This window comes from Arthrobacter alkaliphilus (assembly GCF_021483235.1).
Classification (GTDB): Bacteria; Actinomycetota; Actinomycetes; order Actinomycetales; family Micrococcaceae; genus Arthrobacter; species Arthrobacter alkaliphilus.
Genome location: NZ_JAKEEC010000011.1, coordinates 95,755 through 117,947 on the forward strand (window position 1 = coordinate 95,755; position 22,193 = coordinate 117,947).

24 protein-coding genes are annotated in these 22,193 nt (G+C 63.6%); 13 read left to right on the forward strand and 11 right to left on the reverse strand.

The window, feature by feature from the left end:
• Together L0B83_RS09975 and L0B83_RS09980 are read left to right on the forward strand one after the other, a co-directional pair.
• On the forward strand, window positions 1–1,224 hold the full coding sequence (locus L0B83_RS09975) for an ROK family protein (RefSeq protein ID WP_234758253.1): 1,224 nt from the start codon (window positions 1–3) through the stop codon (window positions 1,222–1,224).
• Entirely contained in the window at window positions 1,214–2,185 is a 972-nt protein-coding gene (locus L0B83_RS09980) for an aldose 1-epimerase family protein (protein WP_234758254.1), read from the forward strand. The genes L0B83_RS09975 and L0B83_RS09980 overlap by 11 nt, the downstream gene beginning before the upstream one ends.
• 15 nt (window positions 2,186–2,200) lie before the next feature.
• On the opposite strand, the gene L0B83_RS09985 is transcribed toward L0B83_RS09980, so the two are convergent.
• The 5 genes from L0B83_RS09985 to L0B83_RS10005 form a co-directional block, all read right to left on the reverse strand.
• Window positions 2,201–3,388, reverse strand: coding sequence for a 4-hydroxybenzoate 3-monooxygenase (locus L0B83_RS09985; RefSeq protein WP_234758255.1), 1,188 nt, complete (start codon window positions 3,386–3,388; stop codon window positions 2,201–2,203).
• An 89-nt stretch (window positions 3,389–3,477) separates the two neighbouring features.
• A complete protein-coding gene (locus L0B83_RS09990; RefSeq protein ID WP_234758256.1) occupies window positions 3,478–4,254 on the reverse strand; it encodes an IclR family transcriptional regulator in 777 nt (258 codons plus the stop codon).
• 89 nt (window positions 4,255–4,343) lie between these two features.
• Window positions 4,344–4,907, reverse strand: coding sequence for a hypothetical protein (locus tag L0B83_RS09995; protein WP_234758257.1), 564 nt, complete (start codon window positions 4,905–4,907; stop codon window positions 4,344–4,346).
• Window positions 4,908–5,012: 105 nt separating this feature from the next.
• Window positions 5,013–5,795, reverse strand: a complete 783-nt coding sequence (locus tag L0B83_RS10000) for a GAF and ANTAR domain-containing protein (protein WP_234758278.1) — start codon at window positions 5,793–5,795, stop codon at window positions 5,013–5,015.
• A 92-nt stretch (window positions 5,796–5,887) separates the two neighbouring features.
• Window positions 5,888–6,937: an FUSC family protein gene (locus L0B83_RS10005; RefSeq protein WP_234758258.1), complete on the reverse strand. Its 1,050-nt coding sequence runs from the start codon at window positions 6,935–6,937 to the stop codon at window positions 5,888–5,890.
• 282 nt (window positions 6,938–7,219) lie between these two features.
• Between L0B83_RS10005 and mscL the strand changes: the two genes are divergently transcribed.
• The 7 genes from mscL to L0B83_RS10040 all read left to right on the forward strand — a co-directional run bounded on the left by mscL (window position 7,220) and on the right by L0B83_RS10040 (window position 14,050).
• A complete protein-coding gene (gene mscL / locus L0B83_RS10010) occupies window positions 7,220–7,651 on the forward strand; it encodes a large conductance mechanosensitive channel protein MscL (RefSeq protein WP_234758259.1) in 432 nt (143 codons plus the stop codon).
• Window positions 7,652–7,773: 122 nt separating this feature from the next.
• Window positions 7,774–8,637 carry an ACT domain-containing protein gene (locus L0B83_RS10015; protein ID WP_234758260.1) on the forward strand — a complete coding sequence of 288 codons (864 nt, stop codon included), beginning with the start codon at window positions 7,774–7,776 and terminating at the stop codon, window positions 8,635–8,637.
• A gap of 270 nt (window positions 8,638–8,907) precedes the next feature.
• The gene (locus L0B83_RS10020; RefSeq protein WP_234758261.1) at window positions 8,908–10,254 is read left to right on the forward strand and encodes an MFS transporter; all 1,347 of its coding nucleotides are present in this window, start codon (window positions 8,908–8,910) and stop codon (window positions 10,252–10,254) included.
• Between the two features lie 101 nt (window positions 10,255–10,355).
• Complete coding sequence (locus L0B83_RS10025; RefSeq protein ID WP_234758262.1) at window positions 10,356–11,039, forward strand: GntR family transcriptional regulator; 684 nt, start codon at window positions 10,356–10,358, stop codon at window positions 11,037–11,039.
• Complete coding sequence (locus L0B83_RS10030; RefSeq protein ID WP_234758263.1) at window positions 11,036–11,863, forward strand: aspartate/glutamate racemase family protein; 828 nt, start codon at window positions 11,036–11,038, stop codon at window positions 11,861–11,863. Before L0B83_RS10025 ends, L0B83_RS10030 begins: the two co-directional genes overlap by 4 nt.
• A 7-nt stretch (window positions 11,864–11,870) precedes the next feature.
• Window positions 11,871–13,307 carry an amidohydrolase family protein gene (locus tag L0B83_RS10035; RefSeq protein ID WP_234758264.1) on the forward strand — a complete coding sequence of 479 codons (1,437 nt, stop codon included), beginning with the start codon at window positions 11,871–11,873 and terminating at the stop codon, window positions 13,305–13,307.
• A gap of 8 nt (window positions 13,308–13,315) precedes the next feature.
• Window positions 13,316–14,050 carry a maleate cis-trans isomerase family protein gene (locus L0B83_RS10040; RefSeq protein ID WP_234758265.1) on the forward strand — a complete coding sequence of 245 codons (735 nt, stop codon included), beginning with the start codon at window positions 13,316–13,318 and terminating at the stop codon, window positions 14,048–14,050.
• A gap of 11 nt (window positions 14,051–14,061) precedes the next feature.
• Here L0B83_RS10040 and L0B83_RS10045 read toward each other — a convergent pair whose 3' ends face one another.
• Entirely contained in the window at window positions 14,062–14,265 is a 204-nt protein-coding gene (locus L0B83_RS10045) for a cold-shock protein (RefSeq protein ID WP_306860887.1), read from the reverse strand.
• Window positions 14,266–14,507: 242 nt separating this feature from the next.
• On the opposite strand from L0B83_RS10045, the gene L0B83_RS10050 reads away from it, so the two are divergent.
• Complete coding sequence (locus tag L0B83_RS10050; RefSeq protein ID WP_372461183.1) at window positions 14,508–15,182, forward strand: hypothetical protein; 675 nt, start codon at window positions 14,508–14,510, stop codon at window positions 15,180–15,182.
• Window positions 15,183–15,204: 22 nt separating this feature from the next.
• Here the strand turns inward: L0B83_RS10050 and L0B83_RS10055 are convergent, their stop codons facing one another.
• The 4 genes from L0B83_RS10055 to L0B83_RS10070 all read right to left on the reverse strand — a co-directional run bounded on the left by L0B83_RS10055 (window position 15,205) and on the right by L0B83_RS10070 (window position 18,587).
• Complete coding sequence (locus L0B83_RS10055) at window positions 15,205–15,711, reverse strand: hypothetical protein (protein ID WP_234758267.1); 507 nt, start codon at window positions 15,709–15,711, stop codon at window positions 15,205–15,207.
• Between the two features lie 18 nt (window positions 15,712–15,729).
• Window positions 15,730–16,146: a hypothetical protein gene (locus L0B83_RS10060; protein ID WP_234758268.1), complete on the reverse strand. Its 417-nt coding sequence runs from the start codon at window positions 16,144–16,146 to the stop codon at window positions 15,730–15,732.
• A gap of 153 nt (window positions 16,147–16,299) precedes the next feature.
• Window positions 16,300–16,707: a hypothetical protein gene (locus L0B83_RS10065; RefSeq protein ID WP_234758269.1), complete on the reverse strand. Its 408-nt coding sequence runs from the start codon at window positions 16,705–16,707 to the stop codon at window positions 16,300–16,302.
• Window positions 16,708–17,546: 839 nt separating this feature from the next.
• Complete coding sequence (locus L0B83_RS10070; protein ID WP_234758270.1) at window positions 17,547–18,587, reverse strand: iron ABC transporter substrate-binding protein; 1,041 nt, start codon at window positions 18,585–18,587, stop codon at window positions 17,547–17,549.
• Window positions 18,588–18,884: 297 nt separating this feature from the next.
• Between L0B83_RS10070 and L0B83_RS10075 the strand changes: the two genes are divergently transcribed.
• From L0B83_RS10075 to L0B83_RS10085, 3 genes are all read left to right on the forward strand, one after another.
• Window positions 18,885–19,517, forward strand: a complete 633-nt coding sequence (locus tag L0B83_RS10075) for a hypothetical protein (protein WP_234758271.1) — start codon at window positions 18,885–18,887, stop codon at window positions 19,515–19,517.
• A 7-nt stretch (window positions 19,518–19,524) separates the two neighbouring features.
• On the forward strand, window positions 19,525–19,959 hold the full coding sequence (locus L0B83_RS10080; RefSeq protein WP_234758272.1) for an SRPBCC family protein: 435 nt from the start codon (window positions 19,525–19,527) through the stop codon (window positions 19,957–19,959).
• Window positions 19,960–20,047: 88 nt separating this feature from the next.
• Window positions 20,048–20,719 carry a hypothetical protein gene (locus L0B83_RS10085; RefSeq protein ID WP_234758273.1) on the forward strand — a complete coding sequence of 224 codons (672 nt, stop codon included), beginning with the start codon at window positions 20,048–20,050 and terminating at the stop codon, window positions 20,717–20,719.
• 4 nt (window positions 20,720–20,723) lie between these two features.
• Here L0B83_RS10085 and L0B83_RS19750 read toward each other — a convergent pair whose 3' ends face one another.
• Window positions 20,724–21,923, reverse strand: coding sequence for a fibronectin type III domain-containing protein (locus L0B83_RS19750; protein WP_443627140.1), 1,200 nt, complete (start codon window positions 21,921–21,923; stop codon window positions 20,724–20,726).
• Window positions 21,924–22,193: the final 270 nt, after the last annotated feature.

Consider the following 22,193-nt stretch of genomic DNA (forward strand, 5'->3'; position numbering starts at 1 on the left):
ATGCCCTCCCCCACCCGAAATACCGTCGCCATCAGCGAGCCCGATCCGTCCCGGCGAAACAACCTGGCGCTGCTGACCTCCCTTGTCCATCACAACGGTGTGCTCAGCCGCGCCCAGCTGACCAAGCGGACCGGCCTGAACCGCTCCACGGTAGGTGCGTTGATTGGGCAGCTCGTGAACTTGGAAGTGGTGTATGAGGCTGCGCCGTCCGGTGAGGCGCAAGTGGGCAGGCCCAGCCCGATCGTCCACCCCCGGCCGTCCATAGCGGCGCTTGCGGTCAACCCGGAGATTGATGCCGTCACCATCGGTCTTGTGGGCCTCGGCGGGAAGGTCCAGAAGAAGATCCGTTTCGACACGGAGCGGATCCCCACCGCCAAGGAAGCCGTGAACATCGCGGCTGCCGTGATCGAGGGAATGCGGTCCGAGCTGGACGCTTCATACCAGGTCATGGGCGTGGGCATCGCTGTGCCGGGGCTCGTCAACCGCGACGACGGCGTGGTCCGGCATGCGCCGCATCTGGGCTGGCGTGATGAACCCGTCGCCCGGATGCTCGGCGAAGCCACCGGATACCCGTGCCACGCGGCCAACGACGCATCGCTTGGCGCTGAGGGCGAGCTCCTCTTCGGCGCGGGTGCGGGCCAAAAGAACCTGATCTTCCTCAACGGTGGTGCCAGCGGAATCGGCGGCGGAATCGTAGCCGACGGGGAATTGCTTCGCGGAACATCCGGCTACGCCGGAGAACTGGGGCACACCTTTGTCCGCTCGTCGGGCAAACCGTGCCATTGCGGAGCCACCGGCTGCCTTGAGACCGAAGTCTCGCAGTCGTCGCTTTTCGAACTGGCCGGGATCGGCGGCGGCGACGCGGGTGACCTTGAGCAAGCGCTCCGCCGGAACAGCAGCGAAACGGTGGACGCGGAAGTGGCACGCCAGCTTGAGTTCCTTGGCATTGCTTTGCGGAATGCCGTGAACATCTTCAATCCTGAAGCGATTGTCCTGGATGGCTTCCTCGGCGTCTTGCACGCGCTGTCTCCCGGGAAGCTGGACAGCTTGCTCCGGTCCCAAGCGATGGACGGACCCGCCGACCAGGTGAAGACCTACCGCGCCGCCCTCGGCTCGGATCTCATGATGATCGGAGCCGCCGAACTGGCCTTCGCGCAGTTCCTCTCGGATCCCGCAGGCGCCTTGGCTGCGCTTCCTATGGGAAAGGTCGACTATGTCCGATGACAATTCGCCCATGGGCGCGCACTTTGAACTCATGGCCAGCATCGGCGGCCGCATCCAGCGCGCCGTCGTGACCGAAATCGCCGCGAGCCTGCGGGAACTCGAGGTCGACGGGGTGGCCCTGGTCCAGGACTATCCCGCCGACGCCCAACCTCCGTGGTGCGCAGGTTGGGTCCTGGTTCCCTGGCCAAACCGGGTGGCTGGCGGCACCTGGAGCTACGATGGCGAAGCCCAGCAACTCGACATCACGGAACCGGCCAACGGCAACGCCTTGCACGGATTGCTGACGCGCACTCCCTACCAGGTCAGCGCCCGCACCCCGGACAGCATCACGCTCGGCGCGGGGATCTCGCCGCAACCGGGATACCCGTTCGAGCTGTCGACGTCAGTCCGCTATCAGGTCGTGGAGAACGGGCTGCTCGTCGCCCACAGCCTGGAAAATACCGGAACCCGTCCCGCCCCCGTCGCTCTCGGCGCACACCCTTTCCTCCGCCTGGGCAACGTACCCACCGAGGAACTCACGCTCTACATCAACGCCGATACCCACATCGAGGTGGACGAACGCCTGAACCCCAGCGGAATCACCACGGACGTCACCGGAACCAGATATGATCTCCGCGCCGGCCGGCTGGTTGGCTCAGTTGACCTCGACGACGCCTGGAGCGGTGTCCGCCGCGAGGAGGACGGAAGTTCCCTGCACTACCTGGAAGCGCCCGACGTCAGCCAGGTCCAGCTGTTCATGGATGCCTCCTTCAGCTACGTCCAGGCCTTCACCACCACGGACTTCGCCGCCACCGGAGGTATGGTGACCGCCGTCGCGGTTGAACCGATGACGGCGCCGGCCAATGCCTTCAACAGCGGCGAAGGCCTGCGCTGGCTGGAACCCGGCGAGTCATGGGAGGCCACCTGGGGTATCCGGTACCTGACGACGGGCGAAGTTCCCCACGGCACGGAGAAGGCCTGACGACGCCGGCAGCAGCTACTTCCCTGCCGGCCACCCTGTGTACTGCTCCGCAAGGTATGCCCGGGCGTGGCGGGAGGAGACCACCGAGCGGAGCTCGCCAAGCTGGCGGGCAACGCCGAAGTCGTCCGAACCGGGAACGGTGTGCAGCATGGACGTCATCCAGTAGGAGAAGTGCTGGGCCTTCCAGACCCGCTCGAGCGCACGGTCGCTGTAGGACTCGAGCAGCTCCCTCGAGCCGCTCGAGTAGAAGGAATCGAGTCCTTCGAAAAGAACCTTGACGTCGTGGAGTGCCAGGTTCAGCCCCTTCGCTCCGGTGGGCGGGACGGTGTGGGCGGCGTCGCCGGCCAGGAACAGGTTCCCGTGCCGCATCGGCGTGTGGACGAAGCTGCGGAACGGCAGGACCATCTTCTCGAGGACCGGCCCTTCCTTGAGTTCGAAGCCGTTTCCGTTGACGCGGCGGCGGAATTCGGACCAGATGCGCTCGTCGTCCCAATCCGCCACGTTTTCCTTGGGGTCGCACTGGAAATACATGCGCTGCACATTCTCGGTGCGCTGGCTGACCAGGGCGAAGCCGTTCCCGGAGTTGGCGTAAATCAGTTCGTCCGAGCTGCGTGGGGCCTGGGCAAGGATGCCGAACCAAGCGAAGGGATATTCGTGGAAACCCCACTTCCGGTTTGCCTCGGGAATCTGGAAGCGGCAGTGGCTGCGGGAACCATCAGCGCCCACCAGGAAGTCCGCCTGGATCTCGAATTCCTGGCCCCCGGCGTCGGTGAACCACACTTTAGGCCTGCCTTCGAGATCGTGGATGGCAGTGTCAGTGACGCTGTACCTGACGTCACCGCCGTCGGCCTTGCGTCGCGCGGCCAGGTCAACAAAAACATCCGTCTGCGGGTAGAGCCACACCGATTCGCCCACAAGCTCCTTGAAGTCGATCCGGTGGCTTTCGCCGTTGAAGCGCAGTTCGATCCCGTCGTGCCTGTCGCCGTCGCGAAGCACGCGGTCGGAGACGCCGCTGTCCACGAGCAGGTTCACGGAGCCGTGCTCCAGGATGCCCGCCCGGACCGTTTCGGCGATCTGCTGGTGGCTGCGGACTTCGATGACGGTGGATTCGATCCCCGACTTGGACAACAGGTGGGACAGCATGAGACCGGCAGGGCCGGCGCCCATAATGGCCACCTGGGTAGTGATGATCTTGCGTGGCATGGTATTCCTCGCTTCATTGCGGCGCGGCACCTGGAGGGCTGCGGTGGTCTGCTGATCAGTGTGACCCGCGCCGCATCCCCGGCGTTAGCTCAATTCCGTTGAACGGAAGGCTTTGATGCGTTCCGTTGCCCGCCGAGCTGGCGCCCGATTCCGCGGGCGGCGGTCTGAAGCGCAGGAACCAAGGCCTGCAGGCGCATTTCGGCGAGGGGAACCACGACGCCGAGCGCGGCTACCGTGCGCCGGCTGCCGTCCACGACAGGCACCGCGATTCCCCACGTGTCCGGATCCACCACGCCCGCGAGCTGCGCGTACCCCTGCCGCGCGGTTTCAGCCAAGAGGTTACGGACGACGTCGGCCGTTACCTTAGCCTCGGGGTCGCTGAATTGCTTGAGGTACGCGGCCTGCTGTTCCCGCGACTGGCCGGCCAGCAGCGCCAGCCCGGCCGAGGAAATATGAACGGGCATCCGGCCGGCTACCCGGGCACGGTTCGCCACGGAGCCCCGGCGGGACAGGCGCTCCACGAACAACGCCTCCCAACCGTCGAGCACGGCGAGGTTCACGTTCTGGTTGAGGACCTGCTGGATGTCCTCCATGAAGGGCAGTGCCGCTTGCCGGAGGGCCAAGGTGGGTGAATTCCTGTTGACGAGTTCCCACAGCCGCAGGCCCAGGCGGACATCTCCGCCGGGAGCCAGTTGCAATAACCCGTGGCCGGCGAGCTGCCGGACCAGGCGATGGGCGCTTGTGAGCGGCAAGCCGGCTGTTTCAGCGAGCTCGGAAAGCCGCAGCGACGTGGAGCCTTCAGGGAACGCCTCGATGATCCGGACGATGCGATCAACGACGGAATCACCGGATGCCGAGTTGGCCACTGCGCTTTCCCCACTTCCCGCGCGATCTTATCCGCCCAGTACGCGCGGATTCCATTCAACGGTGGGTTAAAGCTTAGCGCGGTTCAGCCTTAGCGCGGTTCAGCTGGTTCCGCCGGCGCATCCTTGGTTTCCCGCGACGAGATCTCCATGCCGATTGCCTCATAATGGGCCAGTACTACGGGGGAGGCAGATGTGCTCGGCTGGTCCAGCAGGCCGAAAGCGAAATCGCTGGCAGCAAGAAGTTCTTCATCGGAGTACTTCTCCAAGGGGTGAAGTCCCGCCGAATCGATTGACGCCGCGAATTCGCCGCTGATCTCCATAGCTTTCGTTCCCGTCTCGGTCGCCACCGTAAGGCTGTCAGGTTTGTCCATAAATTCCAGGGAAACTCCGGATCCGGCAGGCAGGCCGACCTCCGTGGCTCCGCCGCCAATTGCATTGAGGTCGTTGCGGAGTCCCGCCAGCGCCTGCGATTCGACCATCGCGGCGTGCGAGAAGCCTACTCTGATGTGGGAGGTGATGCCCATGCGCCGAATCCGGCGGACAATGTGCACGAGCGCGGAACGGGAGTCCTGGTTCAGGCTCCCCCGGACGTCTATCTCAACTGCGTCCGCGGAGACATCGAATTTTACGAGGGCGTTCAATCTACGGTCCATAGGTACTCCAAAAGAGGTGTCTATGGCCGACGGCTCAACCTCAAGAAGCGTATCCCGTGCAAACCTCGTTGTACACCCGCCCCTAGACGGATGGGCGGCCCGGACTCACCCAGCCCGGCTGCGGCCAGGCTCTTGAACCTGCTCTTTGAGTGGCTCTTCGAAGTGGGTCAGGGTGCCCGCCGCGTCAACGGAATCCACCAGGGACTTGGCGATATCGCGCAATTTGACGTTGCGGTTACTGGAGGCCTCGGTGAGGATCCGGACGGCGTCCTCCTGGCTGCAGCGGCTCTGCGCCATGACGATTCCGATCGCCACGTCAATGACTGTGCGGGACTCCATGGCCGCCCGGAGATTCTTTGCACTGTCTGCGTGGAGGGCGAACCGGATGGCAAGGCGCAAGGCCTGCGATACCTCCCGGGTATATCCGCGGGCCCGGTCCGCGGCCCTTTCGTCGAACTTGTAAGGGGCTTCGGAGTACAGGTTGAGCGCTGCCTTGGCTTCTCCCTCGAGGTTGAAAGGCAACGACAACACCGACCTCAGTCCGTGCGATGCAACCGCGTTTGCGTAGTCAGGGCCCCACCGGTTCTCCTCAAGAAGATCCGGGACGTAGACTTCCCTTTCCTCCTCGGCAGCCGTCAAGCACGGTCCCTGGGCCAAGGAATACTGGATTTCGTCCACTTCGCGGGCCTCGTCGCTGCTCCAACCAATCGTCATTGATTTCCGCTCGCGCAGCAGCGTGATCCCACAGAGTGCGTCATCGCCGTCGCCCGCCACCTGGTGGGCCGAAAACCGCGCCAGCTCGTTGAGGAAGTCCTCGAAGTCGGCGCTCTCCAGGATCAGGTTCTGGATACGGTCGATAGTGGTCAAAGTGTTGTCTGCTGGAAGCATCGCGCGTTCTCCCGGTGAATATGCTGATTGCTGCATGTGGAAACGTAAGTTCCTTTACATAAGTTCCCACAAGGCCGGGGATTCGAAAACGCCTATTTTGACGTGAGTTCCCTGACCCGCGGCCATGCAGCGGGCGCCAGGACCACAGCGACGCCGACGACGGCCCCGATCACCGTCTCCACAATGCGGTCCCGCAGCAAGCTCCCGGGCGGAACATCGGCCACCAGCAAGGTGGAAATGAGGGCGAGCGGTGTGACGAAGATCTGCGCCACGAGATATTGGCGCGCAATGAAGAGCTCTGCTCCGAACTGGCATACGGCAATCACCAATACCATCTGCCATGGCGCCGGCCCGAGCCAGAGGATTCCTGCCAGCGCCAGCAAGCCGAGCAACGTCCCCACAATCCTTTGGATTCCGCGTTCCACGCGATGCCGGGTGCTGCGACCCGCCAACGGAACCACTGCCGCCACCATCGCCCAATAGCCGTGTCCGAACCCGAGCCATTGCCCGGCCAACGTCGCAAGCGTTCCGGCCAGACCGGCAGCCACGAAGTAGCCCAGGCCTTCCAGCCAAGCTGCCCGGATTTCCTGCGGCAACAACCGATGCGCCGGCGGCGGCTTCCACGGCGTCCGGTGGCTGGGGACTAACCGCGCCGACATGCCGATCAGCAACGCCAACACCGTAGTCAAAACCGCAGCCAACATCGCTTCCCAGAGGGGCGGCTGCCGGGGTACCGAGGCGATCGCCGCGAAAGCGAAGATATGGAAGAGGGAACCTGCCGGGCGAAGCCGCCACAGCGCGGTCACCACCGAGCACAATGCGGCAACCAATGTGGTGCCGAGCGTGAGGATCCACACATACGCGTCCGAGCCCTGCCCGGCCCTGGCCGTCAAGGTGGCGAGCAGGATGATGCCAAGGAGCAGGGACCCGGCCCGGAGCTGGCTTCGAAAACGGTGGCTGTGCGGCTCGTTCCGGCCGTAGATATTCGTGAACGCCGCAAAGCTGGCGAACACCACAAGGTCCAGCCGTCCGGAGAACACAAGGATGATCAATGGCAGGAAGACACCCACCGCACAGCGCAAAGCCGGGTGATGGTCCTTGTTTCCGGGACCGATCCTGAACATCTCTGCCAGGGCGTTCAAATTGGATTGCCTGCCTCTGCTTGCTTCTCTTGAGCGCCGTGTGTTGCTCAACTATGACTTCCCGACGGCGGCACTGGCATCCGCTACGAGCTTACGCCGGGCGGCTCCAGGCAGCCGGATCAGCTTCCGTTGAATGGAGCAGAGCCGAGGCGTATGACGGTTATGCAACAGGGACCATGACCCGCTCCATGGAACTCGATTGATAGTGTCGAGTAGGTCGTTACCAGCCGGGCCGGGGCTCATTCCGGCCATATCGCCTGTCCCATTCACCGGAGGTCACCCATGCTCAAAGGTTTCAAGGACTTCGTCCTTCGCGGCAACATCATCGAGCTGTCCATCGCGGTCGTCATCGGCACCGCATTCACAGCCCTTGTCACTGCATTCACCACGAACATCGTCAACCCGGTCATCGCCGCCGCCGGCGGAGTCAACGCCCAGGGACTCGGCTTTTCCATTTGGCCCGACAACCCGAAGACCTTCGTCAACTTCGGCGCCGTCATCACCGCCTTCCTGACCTTCCTGATCACCGCCGCCGTGGTCTACTTCATCTTCGTCGCGCCCATGAACAAGATCAACGAACTGACCAAGCGCCGCGCCGCCATCGCAGAGCCCGAAGACAAGCCACTGCCGGCCGACACCGCCTTGCTGGTTGAAATCCGCGACCTCCTGACCGAGCTTGCCGCGGCCAACAAGAGCAACGAGAACGCCCGCTAGGCTTCGGGCTTTGCCGCCGGTTCGGCGCGTCCGGTCGGCGCCGAACCGGCTCCACGAATACCGCCACAGATCTTGACGCAGGCGCAATCCGGCTGAAACAGGGGCCGGGCACGATAGGTGCCATGACGCCGGACAAGAAGACTTCCGTTACCGCTGAGCTCTCCTGCGAAGTGTGCGGCCAGATGCCCGAGGCCCCGAAGGCCAGGGTAACCGTCGCCCAAATCGCCGTGATGCTGCCCGTCGAACTTCTTGTCCACGCCGTTGTTGTTGAGACGGAACTGCCTTACGTGGCCAAGGTGCTCCTCCTGACCGTGACAGCAACGGTCCTCGTCATCTGGGCTGCCGAGCCCTCCGCGGCCAGGATCCTGCGGCGCTGGATCCATGCGCGCGCCCTCCGCCACCGCAGGATGCTCCATTCGGCCCCGGCGCTTTGGCGGGCGAGGACGGTGCTCCGCGACCAGCCAGGTTCCCTCCAACGCATCACCCAATCGCTCGCCAGGGCGGACATCAACATCCTCGGCATCCATGTCCACCCCATGGACGGAGCCGGCATGGACGAATTCGTGCTGTCCGCCCCTGGCCACCTCGGCGAGCATGAGCTGCTGGCAGCGCTCGACGACGGCGGCGGCCGCGATTCGCACGCATGGCCGACCACGGCACTCGCCATGGCGGACGGCCAGACCAAGGCACTGAGCCTCGCCGCGCGGATCGCCGAGAATCCGCACGAACTGCCAATGGCGGTCGCGGAACTCCTCTCGGCGAAAGTCGTCACTCCGGGACGGGAAGGTCCTGCGGTCGAGGCTGGCGCCGCCGTCGGGCCCTCCACGACGCTCCTCAAGATTCCGACCGCATGGCACGGCCCGCTCCTGTTCTCCAGGCCGGACGAGCCGTTCACGCCGGCGGAATCGGCACGCGCACATCGGCTTGCCGAGCTGGCGGAAATCCTGGCGCACACCCGGAGCACCGGATCGAAGGACCGGGACTAAGCACGGTCCCCGCGACGGCTCAAGATCCGCTTCGTATCCCATACCCTGCGCGGCAGGGATTATCGAGCCGACATTCCGCCAGGCTTGGAACCCGGTCACATTCCGTTTCTACGATTCGTATACCAAAAGCCTTGACGGTGGGGCGCGTCACATTTACTTTTGATTTTGGGATCCCAATACGGGATCCCAAATCGGGTCCAACAAGCCGGCAACCCGTCGCCCCACGTTCAAGACCCTCCCCGCTCCCCGAACTCCCCCGAAGGAGAAGCTATGTCTCTCCAAAACACCGACACAACAAGCGCAACCCAAGGAAAAACAGGAGGCACCGGCAAGGACGGCGTGCAGCGACGCACCAACGTCCGCTGGAAGCTGTTCGTCCTGCTCCTGATCCTCGTTTCCGTCAACTACATCGACCGCGGCTCCATCTCCGTGGCACTGCCCATCATCCAAAAGGAATTCAACCTGGCCCCGGAGCTCGTCGGACTCCTTCTCTCGGCATTCTTCTGGACCTATGCCCTCATGCAGATCCCGGTCGGCTTGCTCATCGACAAGTTCGGTCCCCGCAAGGTGGTCACCGCGTCGTGCATCGGCTGGGGCGCCGCAACCGCTGCGTCCGGCCTGGCCGGCGGCTTCCTGAGCATGTTCATCGCACGGCTGGGCATCGGCGTCACCGAGGCAGGCGTGATGCCGGCCGGAGGCAAGCTCAACGCCATCTGGATGCACAAGAAAGAACGCGGCCGCGGAGCCACGATCCTTGACGCCGGTGCACCCCTCGGCGCCGGACTGGGCGGCATCCTCATCACCTGGCTCATCGCTTCCACCGGCAGCTGGCGCTCTTCGTTCATCATCGCCGGTATCGCCACTATCCTCATGGGCCTGGCGGTCTGGTGGTACGTCCGGGACAACCCCCGCCACCACAAAGCCGTCAACGACGCCGAGGCCGACTACATCGAGGCCTCCCACGCCGAAGAGGACGCCGAGGCCACGAAGGACGGCGTCAAGGGCAAGCGCGCACTCCTCCCCTACCTGAAGTTCCGCTCATTCTGGGCCATGTGCTTTGGCTGGCTGGGATTCAACGGGGTGTTCTACGGCCTGCTGACATGGGGACCGCTCTACCTCGCCCAGGCAAAGCACTTCAACCTGAACACCATCGGCTGGTCCACGTTCGTGATCTTCGGCGCCGGCTTCGTCGGTGAGATCCTCGGCGGCACGATCGCTGACAAGTGGCGGGCAGCCGGCGGCTCGGCCAACCTAGTCATGCGTACCCTGCTCGGCATCTCCAGCGTCGTGGTGGTCGGCGGCCTGGTTGGCGTGACGGTCGTCGCAGACCCCATCACCGCCGTCGTGCTCCTCTCGGTGGTCTTGTTCTTCCTCCGCTGGGTGGGACTGTTCTGGTCCATCCCGGCCATCCTCGGCGGCCGCACCAACGCCGGCGTCCTGGGCGGCGCCATGAACTTCAGCGGCAATATCGCCGGGTTCGTCACCCCGATTGTGGTAGGCCTGATTGTCGGGGCCACCGGCTCCTACACCTGGGCACTGCTGTACTTCGTTGGGTCCGCGGCCATCATGGGCATCTCCGTGCTGGCATTGGATTACAACAAGCGACTCCCGGTCTGACTCGCCTGACCGGACCGGCCGTGCGGTCCTGAACCGCCGCACCGCCGGGCGCCTCCGGGTTGCCGGGCGATAGGACCCACCGAAACACGAATGGAGCAAAGATGCTGATTGCAGAAGACACGTCCGCCGCGGACCGTCCCCTCCGGGAAGCCGTACGGGACGCCATCCGTTCGCGAATCTTCGAGGGCCACTACGCGCCCGGCACCCGACTGGTGGAGAGGGACCTCGCCGCCGAATTCAACGTGTCCCGGCTCCCCGTCCGCGAAGCCCTTCGCATGCTGCGGCAGGAGGGCCTCATCCGGGACAGGGCCTCACGCGGTTCCGAAGTGGCGGGCTTGAGCCCCAAAGACGTTGAGGACCTTTTCGATGTCCGCCAATCACTCGAAGTCCTCGCCTGCCGCCTGGCCGCTGCCCGCGCCACGGACAAGGACCTCAAGCACCTGGCGGGGCTCCTCGATGACGCCAGCCGCTTCCTTGCGAAAGGCTCGATCCTCGAGGCGCACCGCGCCAATAGCGAATTCCACGATGCCATCACGGCCATCGCCAACAACGGCTTCCTCCGCACCGCGTTGGAACCGCTCCAAGGCCGCATGCACTGGCTCTTCCGCCACGTTGATGATTTGCCGGAACTGATCCAGGAGCACCGCGATCTCTACGCCGCCATCGCCAGCGGCGATCCCGAGCGCGCCGCAGCCCAATCGGCGTCGCACATTGGAAAGTACCGCGAGCAGTTCCCCCGGAACGAGCCCGCCACAGAACTCAAGTTGCAAGGCAAAAGACCATGAAATTGCTAGTCATCAATCCCAACATCAGCACCGATGTCACTGCGCTGATCGACACCGAAGCCCGCCGGTCGGCGGGGACTGTCACCGAGCTGATCGTCCGCACCGCCGGACATGGCGTCGAATACATCGAGACCCGTTTCGAATCCCTCATCGCCGCCGGGGCCGTCGCCGAAATCATCGCCGAATACTGTGCCGCTCCCGTCGAAGGCGACGATCCAGCGGCGGACCGCATCGACGGCGTCGTGGTGGCCGCATTCGGCGATCCCGGGATGCCTGCCCTCAAGGAACTCGCCGACGTGCCGGTCATCGGCATCACCGAGGCGGCCTTGTGCGCCGCCGCCCTGCAAGGCCAGCGCTTCTCGATCATCGCCATCTCCGACCGGATCACGGCCTGGTACCGGGATTGCGTGGAACATTTCGGACTGGGAAGCCGTCTCGCCTCCATCCGCTCCATCAACCAAAGCCTCAAGGGCATCGGAACTGTGCAGCAGGATTTCAAGGAAACCCTCCTGGCACTGAGCCGGCAAGCCGTCGCCGAGGATGGCGCCGACGTCGTCATCCTGGCGGGTGCCCCGCTCGCCGGACTCGCCCGCGAACTCGAGGGACAGATCCCCGTTCCCGTCGTGGACGGGATCTCGGCCGGCATCCGCATGGCGGAAGCCGTGGTGGCGTTGCAGTCCGGTTTCCACCGCCAAGGCGCCTTTGCGCCGCCACCCGTCAAACGGCGCCAGGGACTTTCTGAAAACCTCGACGCCGCCCTGGCCGCCATCCAGTCCGCAGCTTCCGCAACAGGCACCCCAGCCGTTGTTTCGGCCGGAAAGTAGGGACACCGTGACCATCCATGATCTCGTCATCGCCCACGGCACCGTCGTCAACAGTTTTGGCAGGCAAGCGGCCCATGTAGTGGTGGACGGCGGCCGCATCACCCGGCTCCTCGACGCCTCCGAACCCGTCCCTGCGGCCTCGCGCACCATTGACGCATCCGGCAAGCTGGTCATCCCGGGCGGGGTGGACGGCCACTGCCACGTAGCCCAAGTCACCGGCCGCTACCGCACCCTCGACGACTACCGCACCACCTCCACCGCCGCACTGTGGGGCGGAACCACCACCATCATCGATTTCGGCATTCCGCGCGACGCCCAGGAGTCCCCGCTGGACGCCGTCCTGAACAAGAAGCGTCTCGCGGAAGAGTCCCGCTGCGACGTCGCACTCCACGGTTCCGTGGTCACCTGGGACGAGACCGTGCCCTGGCAGCTGGAACAACTCGCCGCAGAGGGCGTCCGCTCGGTGAAGATGTACACCACGAACCGCGGCTCCACCATGGCCGACGGCGACACCATCCTGAAAGTCATGCGCGAAATGGTGCGCCTGGACGGACTGACGTACATCCATGCCGAGCACGATCCCATCATTGCCGACTGCACGGAACAGCACGCCGCGGACGGCCGGATCGGCATCGAGCACCTGCATTCGACACGTCCGGAACTCGCCGAGGAAATCTCCGTCAAGGAGACTCTCGCCATGGCCGGGTATACCGGCGCGCCGGTCTACTTCGTGCACCAGTCGACGCCGGGGGCGGTGGACCTTGTCACCGAGGCCCGGGCAAACGGCCAGGAAGCGTACTCCGAAACCTGCCCGCACTACCTCACGCTGGATGACACCGTCTACGGCTCAAAATTCCCCGAATGGTATGCCTGCTGCCCGCCCATGCGCAGCGCCGAAACCGTGGCCGCGCTGAAGGAACGCCTTGCAGCCGGCGCCATCCACACGGTCTCCTCTGACCACTCCTGCTACGACCTCTCGCAAAAGCGCGAGCGCACCGATGACGTCCGTTTCATGCCCCACGGGCTCCCCGGCGTCGAGACCCGCATGGCCGTCACGTTCACCGCGATGGCTCCGGACAGCACGGTGGAGGACTTTGTCGAGGTCTTCTCGGCCGGCCCCGCACGGATCAACTGCGTGCCCGGCAAGGGCACCATCGCGGCAGAGTTCGACGCCGATCTGGTCATCTTTGATCCCGCCGAGGAACGCGAGGTCGACGGCGGCGCGCTCCACATGGGTACTGACTTCTCGCCGTTCGAAGGGAAGACGCTGAGCGGCTGGCCCGCCGTCGTCGTCTCCGGCGGGCGAGTAGTGGTCGACGACGGCGGTTTCCACGATCCCGGCCCCGTGGGCCGTTTCGTTGCCCGCAACGGCTTCGCCGCCCACCGCGATGCGCTTTCCAGCGGTGCCGCCGCTGTATCCGCTCCCGCCACTACTTCCCTCTAGGAGCCCCCATGCCTTCAAGCAACCGCCCCACCCGGATCGGCATGATCGTGCCGTCCTCCAACACCTGCCTGGAGCCGCAAAGCTACCGGATCCTCGGCGACCGCCAGGACGTCACCGTCCATTTCACGCGGATCCCTGTCACCCGGATCGCCCTCGACGAATCCTCGGACAAACAGTTCGATTCGGCCGTCATGCGGGAGGCAGCCGAACTGCTCGCCACCGCCGACGTGGACGTCATCGCATGGAACGGAACCTCGGGTTCCTGGCTCGGTGCAGGGCACGACGAAGCTCTTGTCCGCGAAATCACCGAGGCCACGGGAATCCCCGCAACGACCTCCACACTGGCATACCTGGAGGCCTTCAAGACGTTCCGCACTGAAAGGATCGGCCTGTTCACGCCCTACACCGGGGACGTCAACCAGGCGATCATCGAATCCTACGAGCGCGAGGGCATCAAGACCGTGGACCATCGCCACCTGGACCTGAGCAACAACGAATCCTTCGCCCGGGTCACGGACGCAGAAATGATGCCCGGGTCCTTGGAACTTGCATCCTCGAACCCGGACGCGCTCATTTACTTGTGCACGAACCTGTACGGCGCCAACATCACGGCGGACGTGGAGGAAACCACCGGAGTACCGGTGCTTGATTCCGTGGCGGTCACGCTGTGGTATTGCCTCAAGCTTGCCGGGGCGCCATTGCTGGCGCCGAAGTGGGGCCGGCTGCTTGCGGAACGTGCCTGATTCGTCTCCTGTTAGAGAGGTTGGATGTTCTCCGCCTGGGGGCCTTTAGGGCCTTGCACGACGTCGAATTGGACCCTCTGGTTCTCGTCCAGTGATCGGTACCCGCTCGTGGCGATCGCTGAGTAATGGGCAAAAACGTCCGCCGAACCGTCGTCGGGGGCAATGAAGCCGAAACCCTTCTCGGCGTTGAACCACTTGACAATACCTGTTGCCACGGCCATGTTCCTTCTCTGAATCTGACTGACCACCGGCTTCAAACCCGATGCCCCCGGACGCATACGTCCGCTTCCTCAAAGCTACGTGGCGGGGTTCGGGGGCGCAAGGATCTTCGGGGGTCCCGGTGTTCCCCGGTGCACGAATCTTGAGGATTTCTTGTTCTTCTGCAGGGCGGGATCTTGCGACTGGCACGGCAGAGTGGTTGGCGATCAGCATCCGTCGACCATAAGGAGAACACCAAGTGGGGATGTTCGGGCGCCGGTTCCAAGTGGCAGCGCCAAAGATCCACGTGGACATCCTCGAAGATCACGCACTGCTGCGCGAGAGCCTTGCTTCCTGGTTGGAGGCCAACGCGGCCGCGGTGAAGGTGGTGGGCAGGTTCAGTTCCTGGGCCGAGCTCGCCGCCTCGCTGGGACAGTTGTCCGACGTCGTCATCGTGGACATCATCCTTGGTGACCGGATCCCGCTGCGCTCCAAGATCCAGGCCATTCTCTCCACGGGGTCGCAAGTGGTGGTCTGCAGTTCCCTTGCGACCCCGCTGGTGATCCGCCAGGCGTTCGACGCCGGGGCGCTGGCCTACGTTCCCAAGACAGCGGGAGCCGAAGTGCTCACCACAGCCGTGCTCGCCGCGGCGCGCGGCGAGAAGTTCGTGCTGCCTGAGCTTGCGGGCGTCTTTGACGTCCCCGGGCCGCGGATCCGGCTCACCCCGCGCGAACACGAAGCCGTGACGCTGTACCTGGGCGGATCGGGCGGAACGATGGCCGAGGTCGGCGCAACCTTGGGCATCAGCGCCGATGGCGTCAAGAAGCTCCTCGTCTCCGTCCGCCGCAAAGCCCAGAGCGGGCCGGAACCACTTAGCCGGCCCGCGCTCCGGGAACTATTGATCGCCGACGGCTGGTTGCTCCCGGATCAGTGAGGGGCGGCGTTGGCCGGTGAGCTTAACCCGGCGTCGTGCCGCTTTCCCAATACTTTTCGCCCAGGGATTCTTGATATAGCAGCAGGAAGGCAGCCATCGACGGCGCAGCTCGATACCAGTCCTCTCGAGGATCCAAAGGTAGGGCAACAAGCACTCCGGTCCCATCCGCTGCCATGACTAGGAGGTCCAGATCGCCTAAGAACTCGCCGATCACGATGTCGGCCAGCGTGGCATCATTTGGTCGTGCCGCACCAAACTCGACCGTTCGAGTTGCCGCGTCCTCAGGGGACAACAGAACCAAACCCCATTGCCCGTACTCGACATCCTCGAAGAGCCGTGCGTTTCGACTCGCTGACCAAAGCTGACGCAGTTCATCTGGCACTCCACCAGGCCAGTACGCATCAATCTCCGTCGCCGAAGCCGGTGTGGATAGGGAACAGCCCAACTTGAATGGGTTGCCACCGAGCCCCACTTTCGGCTCCTCGAACGCGCGGAACGACCCCAGAACCGTTGCAACGTCAACGACCATGACGAAACCACCAATTCGTCATTCGATCCGCACCCGGAAGACGATTCGACTGAAATCTGGCTCGGTGCCGATATCAGCACATGAGTACTTAGACGACCCATCGGCGAGCGGCTCGACCAGCATTCCTGACGTGAAGCTTTGAGATTCGAACTTGCGACCTCGTCCGGAGTCCCAAACGTTATAGAACACCAATCGCCCGTCGGTCTCGACGACGGTGATCGTCGAAGATGCAGGTGCTGAGTCACTCCAAAGCACCAGAGAGGGACTCGAGGTGCCCGCAATTTCCAACCGACCAGCCGTCGCTATGAATACTCCCTGCCGCCAGCGCGGCCCAACAGCCTCGAATGTCACGGTGACGTGCTGTCCCGCCGAAACGGGCAGGGACTCAATCATGACCGCAGGTTCACCAATTGGCCCCACGATGGTGGTGCTCACGGTCCTAGGGGGTAGGTGAGTAGGGCTATAGCGAGTCACGGCGTGGGTCCTGAGTCGAATCGGAAGGGGCCAACAGCGGCATGCTGCCAAGACCAGAGAGGCTCAAAGTTGAACAATGTGTGCCCGCCGCCTTGCTGCCGCGGGGTAACCTGTTTAGTTCCGCGAGCGTTTCTCGACCTCGTCTTTCGCTGGTCGGATGATGTCATGGAACTGAGTCTTGTCGAGATAATCGTCACCGGGCTTTCGGATGACGCGCCCGAGATAGGGATCACGTTGTTCCAAATTTTTGGCACCCTGCTGCAACGTCGTATACCCGGCTTCTTTCTCCGCGCGCTCGCGAGCCGGCACGCGCCCTACCAGCACCGTTACAGGTATAACGCTCCCTAATGCAACAAGGACCATAAGGTTGGTGAACCACGACTGGGGCATTCCGGAACGACTCAGGATTAGAAGAATAGCAAGGAGTATCAGAGCGACAGTGGTCAGTCTGAACCTTAGGCGCAGAAGGCTGTAGGCGGTCGGTCCATTGATCAATTTTCCGTCGCAGATCTTAGTCACCATGTAACGATCCCATAGCCGTTGGTAAAGAGGTCGGATGGCAGTGCGGAGACTTCCAAGCTTTGGCACGCCGACAGAGTTCCCCGGAGCGCAGGTCTTCTATGCCCGTCCCGAGCCATCACATTTAGACCGGTTCCTGAAGGGACCGCTGGGGATATGGCCAGGTGCCGGCGATGCTCCTGGGTCCTAAGCTTACCAACTGGCCGAAAGACCCCGGGTCTGAATCACCGTTAACCTCGTCAGCCCAACCGATTTCCGGGATCAGCCAACAACCGGCGTGCCATGGAGTCGCACGCTTCGTCTTCGGTTTCGAAGCTTGTATAACCGATACGTCCACCGCGCTCGGAATAGAAAACGGACCATCCACCAAGCTCTGGCAATAGGCAGAGGCACTCGTTGGGAACGTCTCCGCTCAAACTATACGAGTCAGGATTTACGGCTTCCGATGTTAGGAGCGCTCTAAGCGTTCTGCGATTTATTTAGGGTTCACCGGTTTCAGTACACCTGAATCGATCAGGTCTTGGATGGGGACCTTCAATTTGTTCTGTATTCCGTCGCCTCCACAAATGCAGGTGCGATGGCACCTACTTTGACAGAAACCCGCTTCAAAACCCCGTACGCACTATATTGCTGGGTATTTCCTCGGCGTTCTCGGAGGTGAGAACACCCTAGGACGGGAGGAGCGCCGGCTTGTTCACAAGCCCCAGCGCCGACTGGACGCAAAAGACGTAGACGGCGGCCTCATTGATGCATTCCCCATCCTTGCCCGCCCGAGGCTGCGCGGCCGACGATGCCCAGACAATCGGCAGTCGCCGGTCGCGCGCCACGGTGGTCGTCCGGGCCTAGAGAAGCCCGACCTTGGTCATCAGCTCGGTGACCTTCTCGCTGTTGAGCTTGGCGGGGTCCACGGAAGGTGCCTGAAGGTCCTTGAGGGGAACAAGCTTCGAGTTGGCTGGAACGTCGGAGCCAACCGTGTACTCGAATGAGTCACCGTTCTGGAGGACCTGCTGGCCCGTTTTGCCCGTGATGAACTTCAGGAACTGCTGGGCTTGGGCCTGCTTCTTGCTGGATGCCAGGACGGCGCCGCCAGAGACGCTGACGAACGCACCCGGGTCCTGGTTCTTGAAGTAGTGGAGACCAACATTCTTGCTGTTCTCTCCGGTTTGGGCCTGGTCCACGAAGGAGTAGTAGTGGTACAAAATTCCCGCGTCAACTTCGCCTGCGTTCACGCCGGCGAGAACCGGAGTGTCGTCCTTGTAGGACTTGAAGTTGGTTTTGGCCGCTTCCAGCCATTTCTGGGTAGCGTCCTCTCCCTTGAGCGCAAGCATCGCGCTGACGATCGCCTGGAAGTCGGCGCCGCCCGTGGACGCACCGATGCGTCCCTTCCATGACGGGTCTGCGAGATCCATCAGGGACTTGGGAGCCTGGCCCTCGCTGAGCTTGTTCTTGTTGTAGGCCAGCACGGTGGAGCGGGCTGCGATGCCCGTCCAATCGCCAGTCGACGGACGGTACTGCGCCGGAACCTGGCTGAGGGTTGCCTGGTCCACGGGGGCGAGCAACCCGGCACTCGCGATGCGGACCATGGCCGGGGAGTTTTCCGTCAGGAAGACGTCCGCTGGAGAGTTCTTTCCTTCCTCGCTGAGCTGGTTGCTCATTTCAAGGTCGTCCCCGTTGCGGAGCGTCACCTTGATTCCTGTCTCCTTGGTGAAGGCTTCCACCCATGCTCCGGTGAGGTTTTCATGCTGGGCGTTGTACACGACGATGCCGTCTCCCGACGCGCCAGCCGTGGAAGTACCGCTTGGTGCGCCGCTGCACGCCGAAAGTGCCAGCAACGTGGCCGTGGCGGCGGCAAGGGCCGCGGCGGGTTTGATACCGAATTTCATAGGGGGGCCTTTCAAGGGCTCCGGCAGGAACCGGAATGGTTGGGGGCAGCCCTACCCTTCATGCACAACGGTCCGACGAGTCAGAACGGCCACGAGATAGGCAAGGCAACCCTTACTCTAATAACAACATGCCTTTGTTGCGTAATTCTGGACACCCGGCGTCATCGGCGGACCCAAATCTCCACCCGCCGGCGTTAGGAAACCATTAAGGACCGACGACGGCGGCGCGCTTTGGTGGTCTGATGAAGATAAGCAATTCGGGCTTTGGGCTGTCCCTCCGCAGGAGTTGAATCCACCTTGAAACGCAATGACCCCGCCAGTGGAACGGCCGACGATTCCGGGCCTGCCGGCGCGGATGCGGACTACGTTGTTGTCGATGAGCTCGGTGCCTTCACCTACTATCCGTCCGAAACCGCCATGCTGGAGGACCTTGAGTACGTTGACGAAGCAGCCAGCATCCTGGACCGGGCTGGCAACAACTTCCACTTGACGTTGGAAGAAGGCGGGAAGCTCAGTCTGGGATCCTCGTTCGGGCAGGTCGAATTCACTTGGCTTCGCCAGGCCTGGATCAGCGACCGGCGACGCGAACCACAGGCGCATCGCCTGCTCCGCCTCTACCCCACAACGCTCGATGCGCTCCTGGCTGGAATATTTGAAACCCTTGCCCTGGAGCGTGCCAGCACCGCCACCAGCTCCCTCTGGGTATTGAATGCAGCGGGAGCGGAGACACACGCCGCGACGCTCCGGGACGTCGATACCCTCCTCGCACGGCTCGATCACCTTGAACGAGTGACAGTCCGCGACCCCTTCGGTCATGGTTACCGGCCCATCCGTCATCCAAAACACCGCCTCCACTCCCCTGGCGCAGGGCCGATCTACTATGTGGAGATTGAACCCGGAATACCGCCCGGCAGGAGCGTTCTGCGATAGTTGGGGCATGGTGAACGTCCAGACCGAAATACTCATCGAGCGGCCCCGCGAGATCGTGGCTGGTTATGCTTCCGATCCGGACAATGCCCCGGTCTGGTACGTGAATATCCGATCCGCACAGTGGCGGACGCCCAAGCCCCTCGCCGTCGGCTCCAGGGTTGCCTTCACGGCGCGGTTCCTGGGCCGAAATCTGGACTATGTCTACGAAATCACCGAGCTTGTCCCCGGCGAGAAACTCACCATGCGTACAAGCCAAGGGCCCTTCCCGATGCAGACCACCTACGCCTGGTTCGACGAGGGTGGCGCCACCCGGATGAGCCTCCGGAACATGGGTGAACCCTCCGGCTTCTCCGTGCTGGCCGGCATGATCATGGCGCCCATGATGCGCAGGGCCATGCGCAAGGACCTGGAGAACCTCAAGAACATCCTCGAGGCCAGCTAGAAGGGTCCCAAGCTCTCCCCGGGCCTGCAACTCGCCGAGGAAGTCATTCGATCCACATGCTGGCGAAATTCCGCTGTTGCGTGCGAGGATGAGCCAGACGATCGCCGCCGCGGTCCATATTGGGGGAAACATGACCGAAAGCACCAACCTGCCGGAAAACACGCAGCCCGGCAGCAACGCGTACGGCGCAACGCAGCGCCCACGGCCTCAGTTCGGAATCAGCGCCCCGGAATCCTCCGGCCCGCAGATTCCCTCCTGGCATCCGGAAGCCAACCATTCCCAGGCACCGGCATGGCCGCCCGCCGGCTCGACCCGAGCCGCCGAAAACGTGGTCCGAGGCACCCTGTTTGCCCTCGCAGCCCTCCCTATCGGCGTCGCGCTATGGCTCGTCATCTGGAGTTTCGGCTGGATGACATCGCTCGTCACCTTCGCTGCTGCAGCGATGGCTGCCCGTTTCTATGTGATGGGAGCGGGCGGGCTGAGCAGAAAAGGCGTGTGGGTGGTAGCGGGTATCACGGCTGCCACAGCGATCTTGTCGTTTGTATCGGGAGTCTGGCTGGACGCCGCCAAGTACATCAATAGCCAACCCTTGTCTTTGATCGCTAGCTCCAAGCCATGGGACTTGATCAACTACAACCTGGCCCACAACCCGAATTTCCTGAAGAGCTACGTGGGCGACTTCTCCATGGCACTGCTCTTCGGCGCCTTGGGTTGCTTCTTCACGCTTCGCCGCATGTTCGCCGCCACCAGGAATTCATAAACACTCAGCCGTTGGTGAGGGTGACGTCGTCGAGGTACATCCAGGTGTCGTCGGCAGGGCTGGAGCCGTCGAGGTGGACGTTGAACCAAAGGGTGATGGTCTGGCCCTTGTAGGCGGTGAGGTCGGCGGTGAGCTGGGTCCAGGTGCCGTTGTTGTTGCAGAGCTTGAACAGGCTCGCCACGGTGGCGCCACTGGTGGTGCGGACCTGTGCTTCCATCCAGTCGTACGGGCAGGCGGCGCCCGTGCAGGGGTCTTCCGCGCTGTGGGGTTGGTACCAGAAGGACAGGGTAGACGTCCCGGTGGCGGGAACAGTGATGGTCTGGGACAGGCTGCTGTCCCCTAGTGGCTCGGTTCCGGAGGCGACGCCGAGGAGCGCCGAGCCAGCCCCAGTGTGGGCAACCGTGGAGGCCACGGGTGCTTTGACGCCCCCGGTGACCCAAGAGCTCAGCCCGGACTCGAATCCACCGTTGGTGATGGTCGAGGTTGTGGTTCCCGTGGGGGTGACCGGCGCCGAGGCGGCCGACGCCGGTGAGGTGCCGATGGCGTTCGTGGCGGTGACCGTGAAGGTGTAGGCGGTGCCATTGCTCAGCCCGGTGACGTTCGCCGTCGTCGCGGGCGGGTTCCCGGTGACGGTGACCGGCGCCAGGGTCGTGGAGCCGGCGTGCGGGGTGACCGCGTAGGACGTGATCGCGGAGCCGCCGTTGTTCGGGGCAGTCCAGGAAACAGTTGCGGACCCGTTTCCGGCCGTCGCTGTGACACCTGTCGGTGCGGCCGGCGCCGTCTGGGTCGCCTGGCTATTGGTGAGCGTGACGTCGTCGAGGTACATCCACGTGTCGTCGGCAGGGCTGGAACCGTCGAGGTGGACATTGAACCAGAGCACGACGGTCTGGCCGTTGTAGGCGGAGAGGTCGGCGGTCAGCTGGGTCCAGGTGCCGTTGTTGTTGCAGAGCTTAAACAAGCTCGCCAGGGTGGTGCCGCTGGTGGATCGGACTTGTGCTTCCATCCAGTCGTATTGGCAGGTGGTGCCGTTGCAGGTGTCATCGGCGGTGTGTGGCTGGTACCAGAAGGACAGCGTAGACGTCCCGGCGGCGGGCATGGTGACGGTCTGGGACAGGCTGCTGTCTCCGAGCGGCTCGGCTCCGGAGGCGACGCCGANGTGTGGCTGGTACCAGAAGGACAGCGTAGACGTCCCGGCGGCGGGCATGGTGACGGTCTGGGACAGGCTGCTGTCTCCGAGCGGCTCGGCTCCGGAGGCGACGCCGAGGAGCGCAGAGCCGGTGCCGGTGTGGGCGACGGTGGAGGCGACCGGCGCTCTGACGCCGCCAGTGTTCCACGACGTGAGCCCTGATTCGAACCCGCCGTTCGCGACTCCCGGAACCGGCGCCGTCGGCGTGACCGGAGCCGACGGGGCGGACGCCGGCGACGTACCGACGGCGTTCGTGGCCGTGACCGTGAACGTGTAGGCGGTGCCGTT

Bases quoted from the DNA above. Each gene is read 5' to 3' on its own strand.
- L0B83_RS10080 (WP_234758272.1), top strand. From the start codon at position 19,525: ATGGTGAACGTCCAGACCGAAATACTCATCGAGCGGCCCCGCGAGATC.
- L0B83_RS09995 (WP_234758257.1), bottom strand. From the start codon at position 4,907: ATGGACCGTAGATTGAACGCCCTCGTAAAATTCGATGTCTCCGCGGAC.
- L0B83_RS10030 (WP_234758263.1), top strand. From the start codon at position 11,036: ATGAAATTGCTAGTCATCAATCCCAACATCAGCACCGATGTCACTGCG.
- L0B83_RS09975 (WP_234758253.1), top strand. From the start codon at position 1: ATGCCCTCCCCCACCCGAAATACCGTCGCCATCAGCGAGCCCGATCCG.
- L0B83_RS10015 (WP_234758260.1), top strand. From the start codon at position 7,774: ATGACGCCGGACAAGAAGACTTCCGTTACCGCTGAGCTCTCCTGCGAA.
- L0B83_RS09985 (WP_234758255.1), bottom strand. From the start codon at position 3,388: ATGCCACGCAAGATCATCACTACCCAGGTGGCCATTATGGGCGCCGGC.
- L0B83_RS10020 (WP_234758261.1), top strand. From the start codon at position 8,908: ATGTCTCTCCAAAACACCGACACAACAAGCGCAACCCAAGGAAAAACA.
- L0B83_RS10085 (WP_234758273.1), top strand. From the start codon at position 20,048: ATGAGCCAGACGATCGCCGCCGCGGTCCATATTGGGGGAAACATGACC.
- L0B83_RS09980 (WP_234758254.1), top strand. From the start codon at position 1,214: ATGTCCGATGACAATTCGCCCATGGGCGCGCACTTTGAACTCATGGCC.
- L0B83_RS10065 (WP_234758269.1), bottom strand. From the start codon at position 16,707: ATGGTGACTAAGATCTGCGACGGAAAATTGATCAATGGACCGACCGCC.
- L0B83_RS10070 (WP_234758270.1), bottom strand. From the start codon at position 18,587: ATGAAATTCGGTATCAAACCCGCCGCGGCCCTTGCCGCCGCCACGGCC.
- mscL (WP_234758259.1), top strand. From the start codon at position 7,220: ATGCTCAAAGGTTTCAAGGACTTCGTCCTTCGCGGCAACATCATCGAG.
- L0B83_RS10025 (WP_234758262.1), top strand. From the start codon at position 10,356: ATGCTGATTGCAGAAGACACGTCCGCCGCGGACCGTCCCCTCCGGGAA.
- L0B83_RS10000 (WP_234758278.1), bottom strand. From the start codon at position 5,795: ATGCTTCCAGCAGACAACACTTTGACCACTATCGACCGTATCCAGAAC.
- L0B83_RS10040 (WP_234758265.1), top strand. From the start codon at position 13,316: ATGCCTTCAAGCAACCGCCCCACCCGGATCGGCATGATCGTGCCGTCC.
- L0B83_RS10055 (WP_234758267.1), bottom strand. From the start codon at position 15,711: ATGGTCGTTGACGTTGCAACGGTTCTGGGGTCGTTCCGCGCGTTCGAG.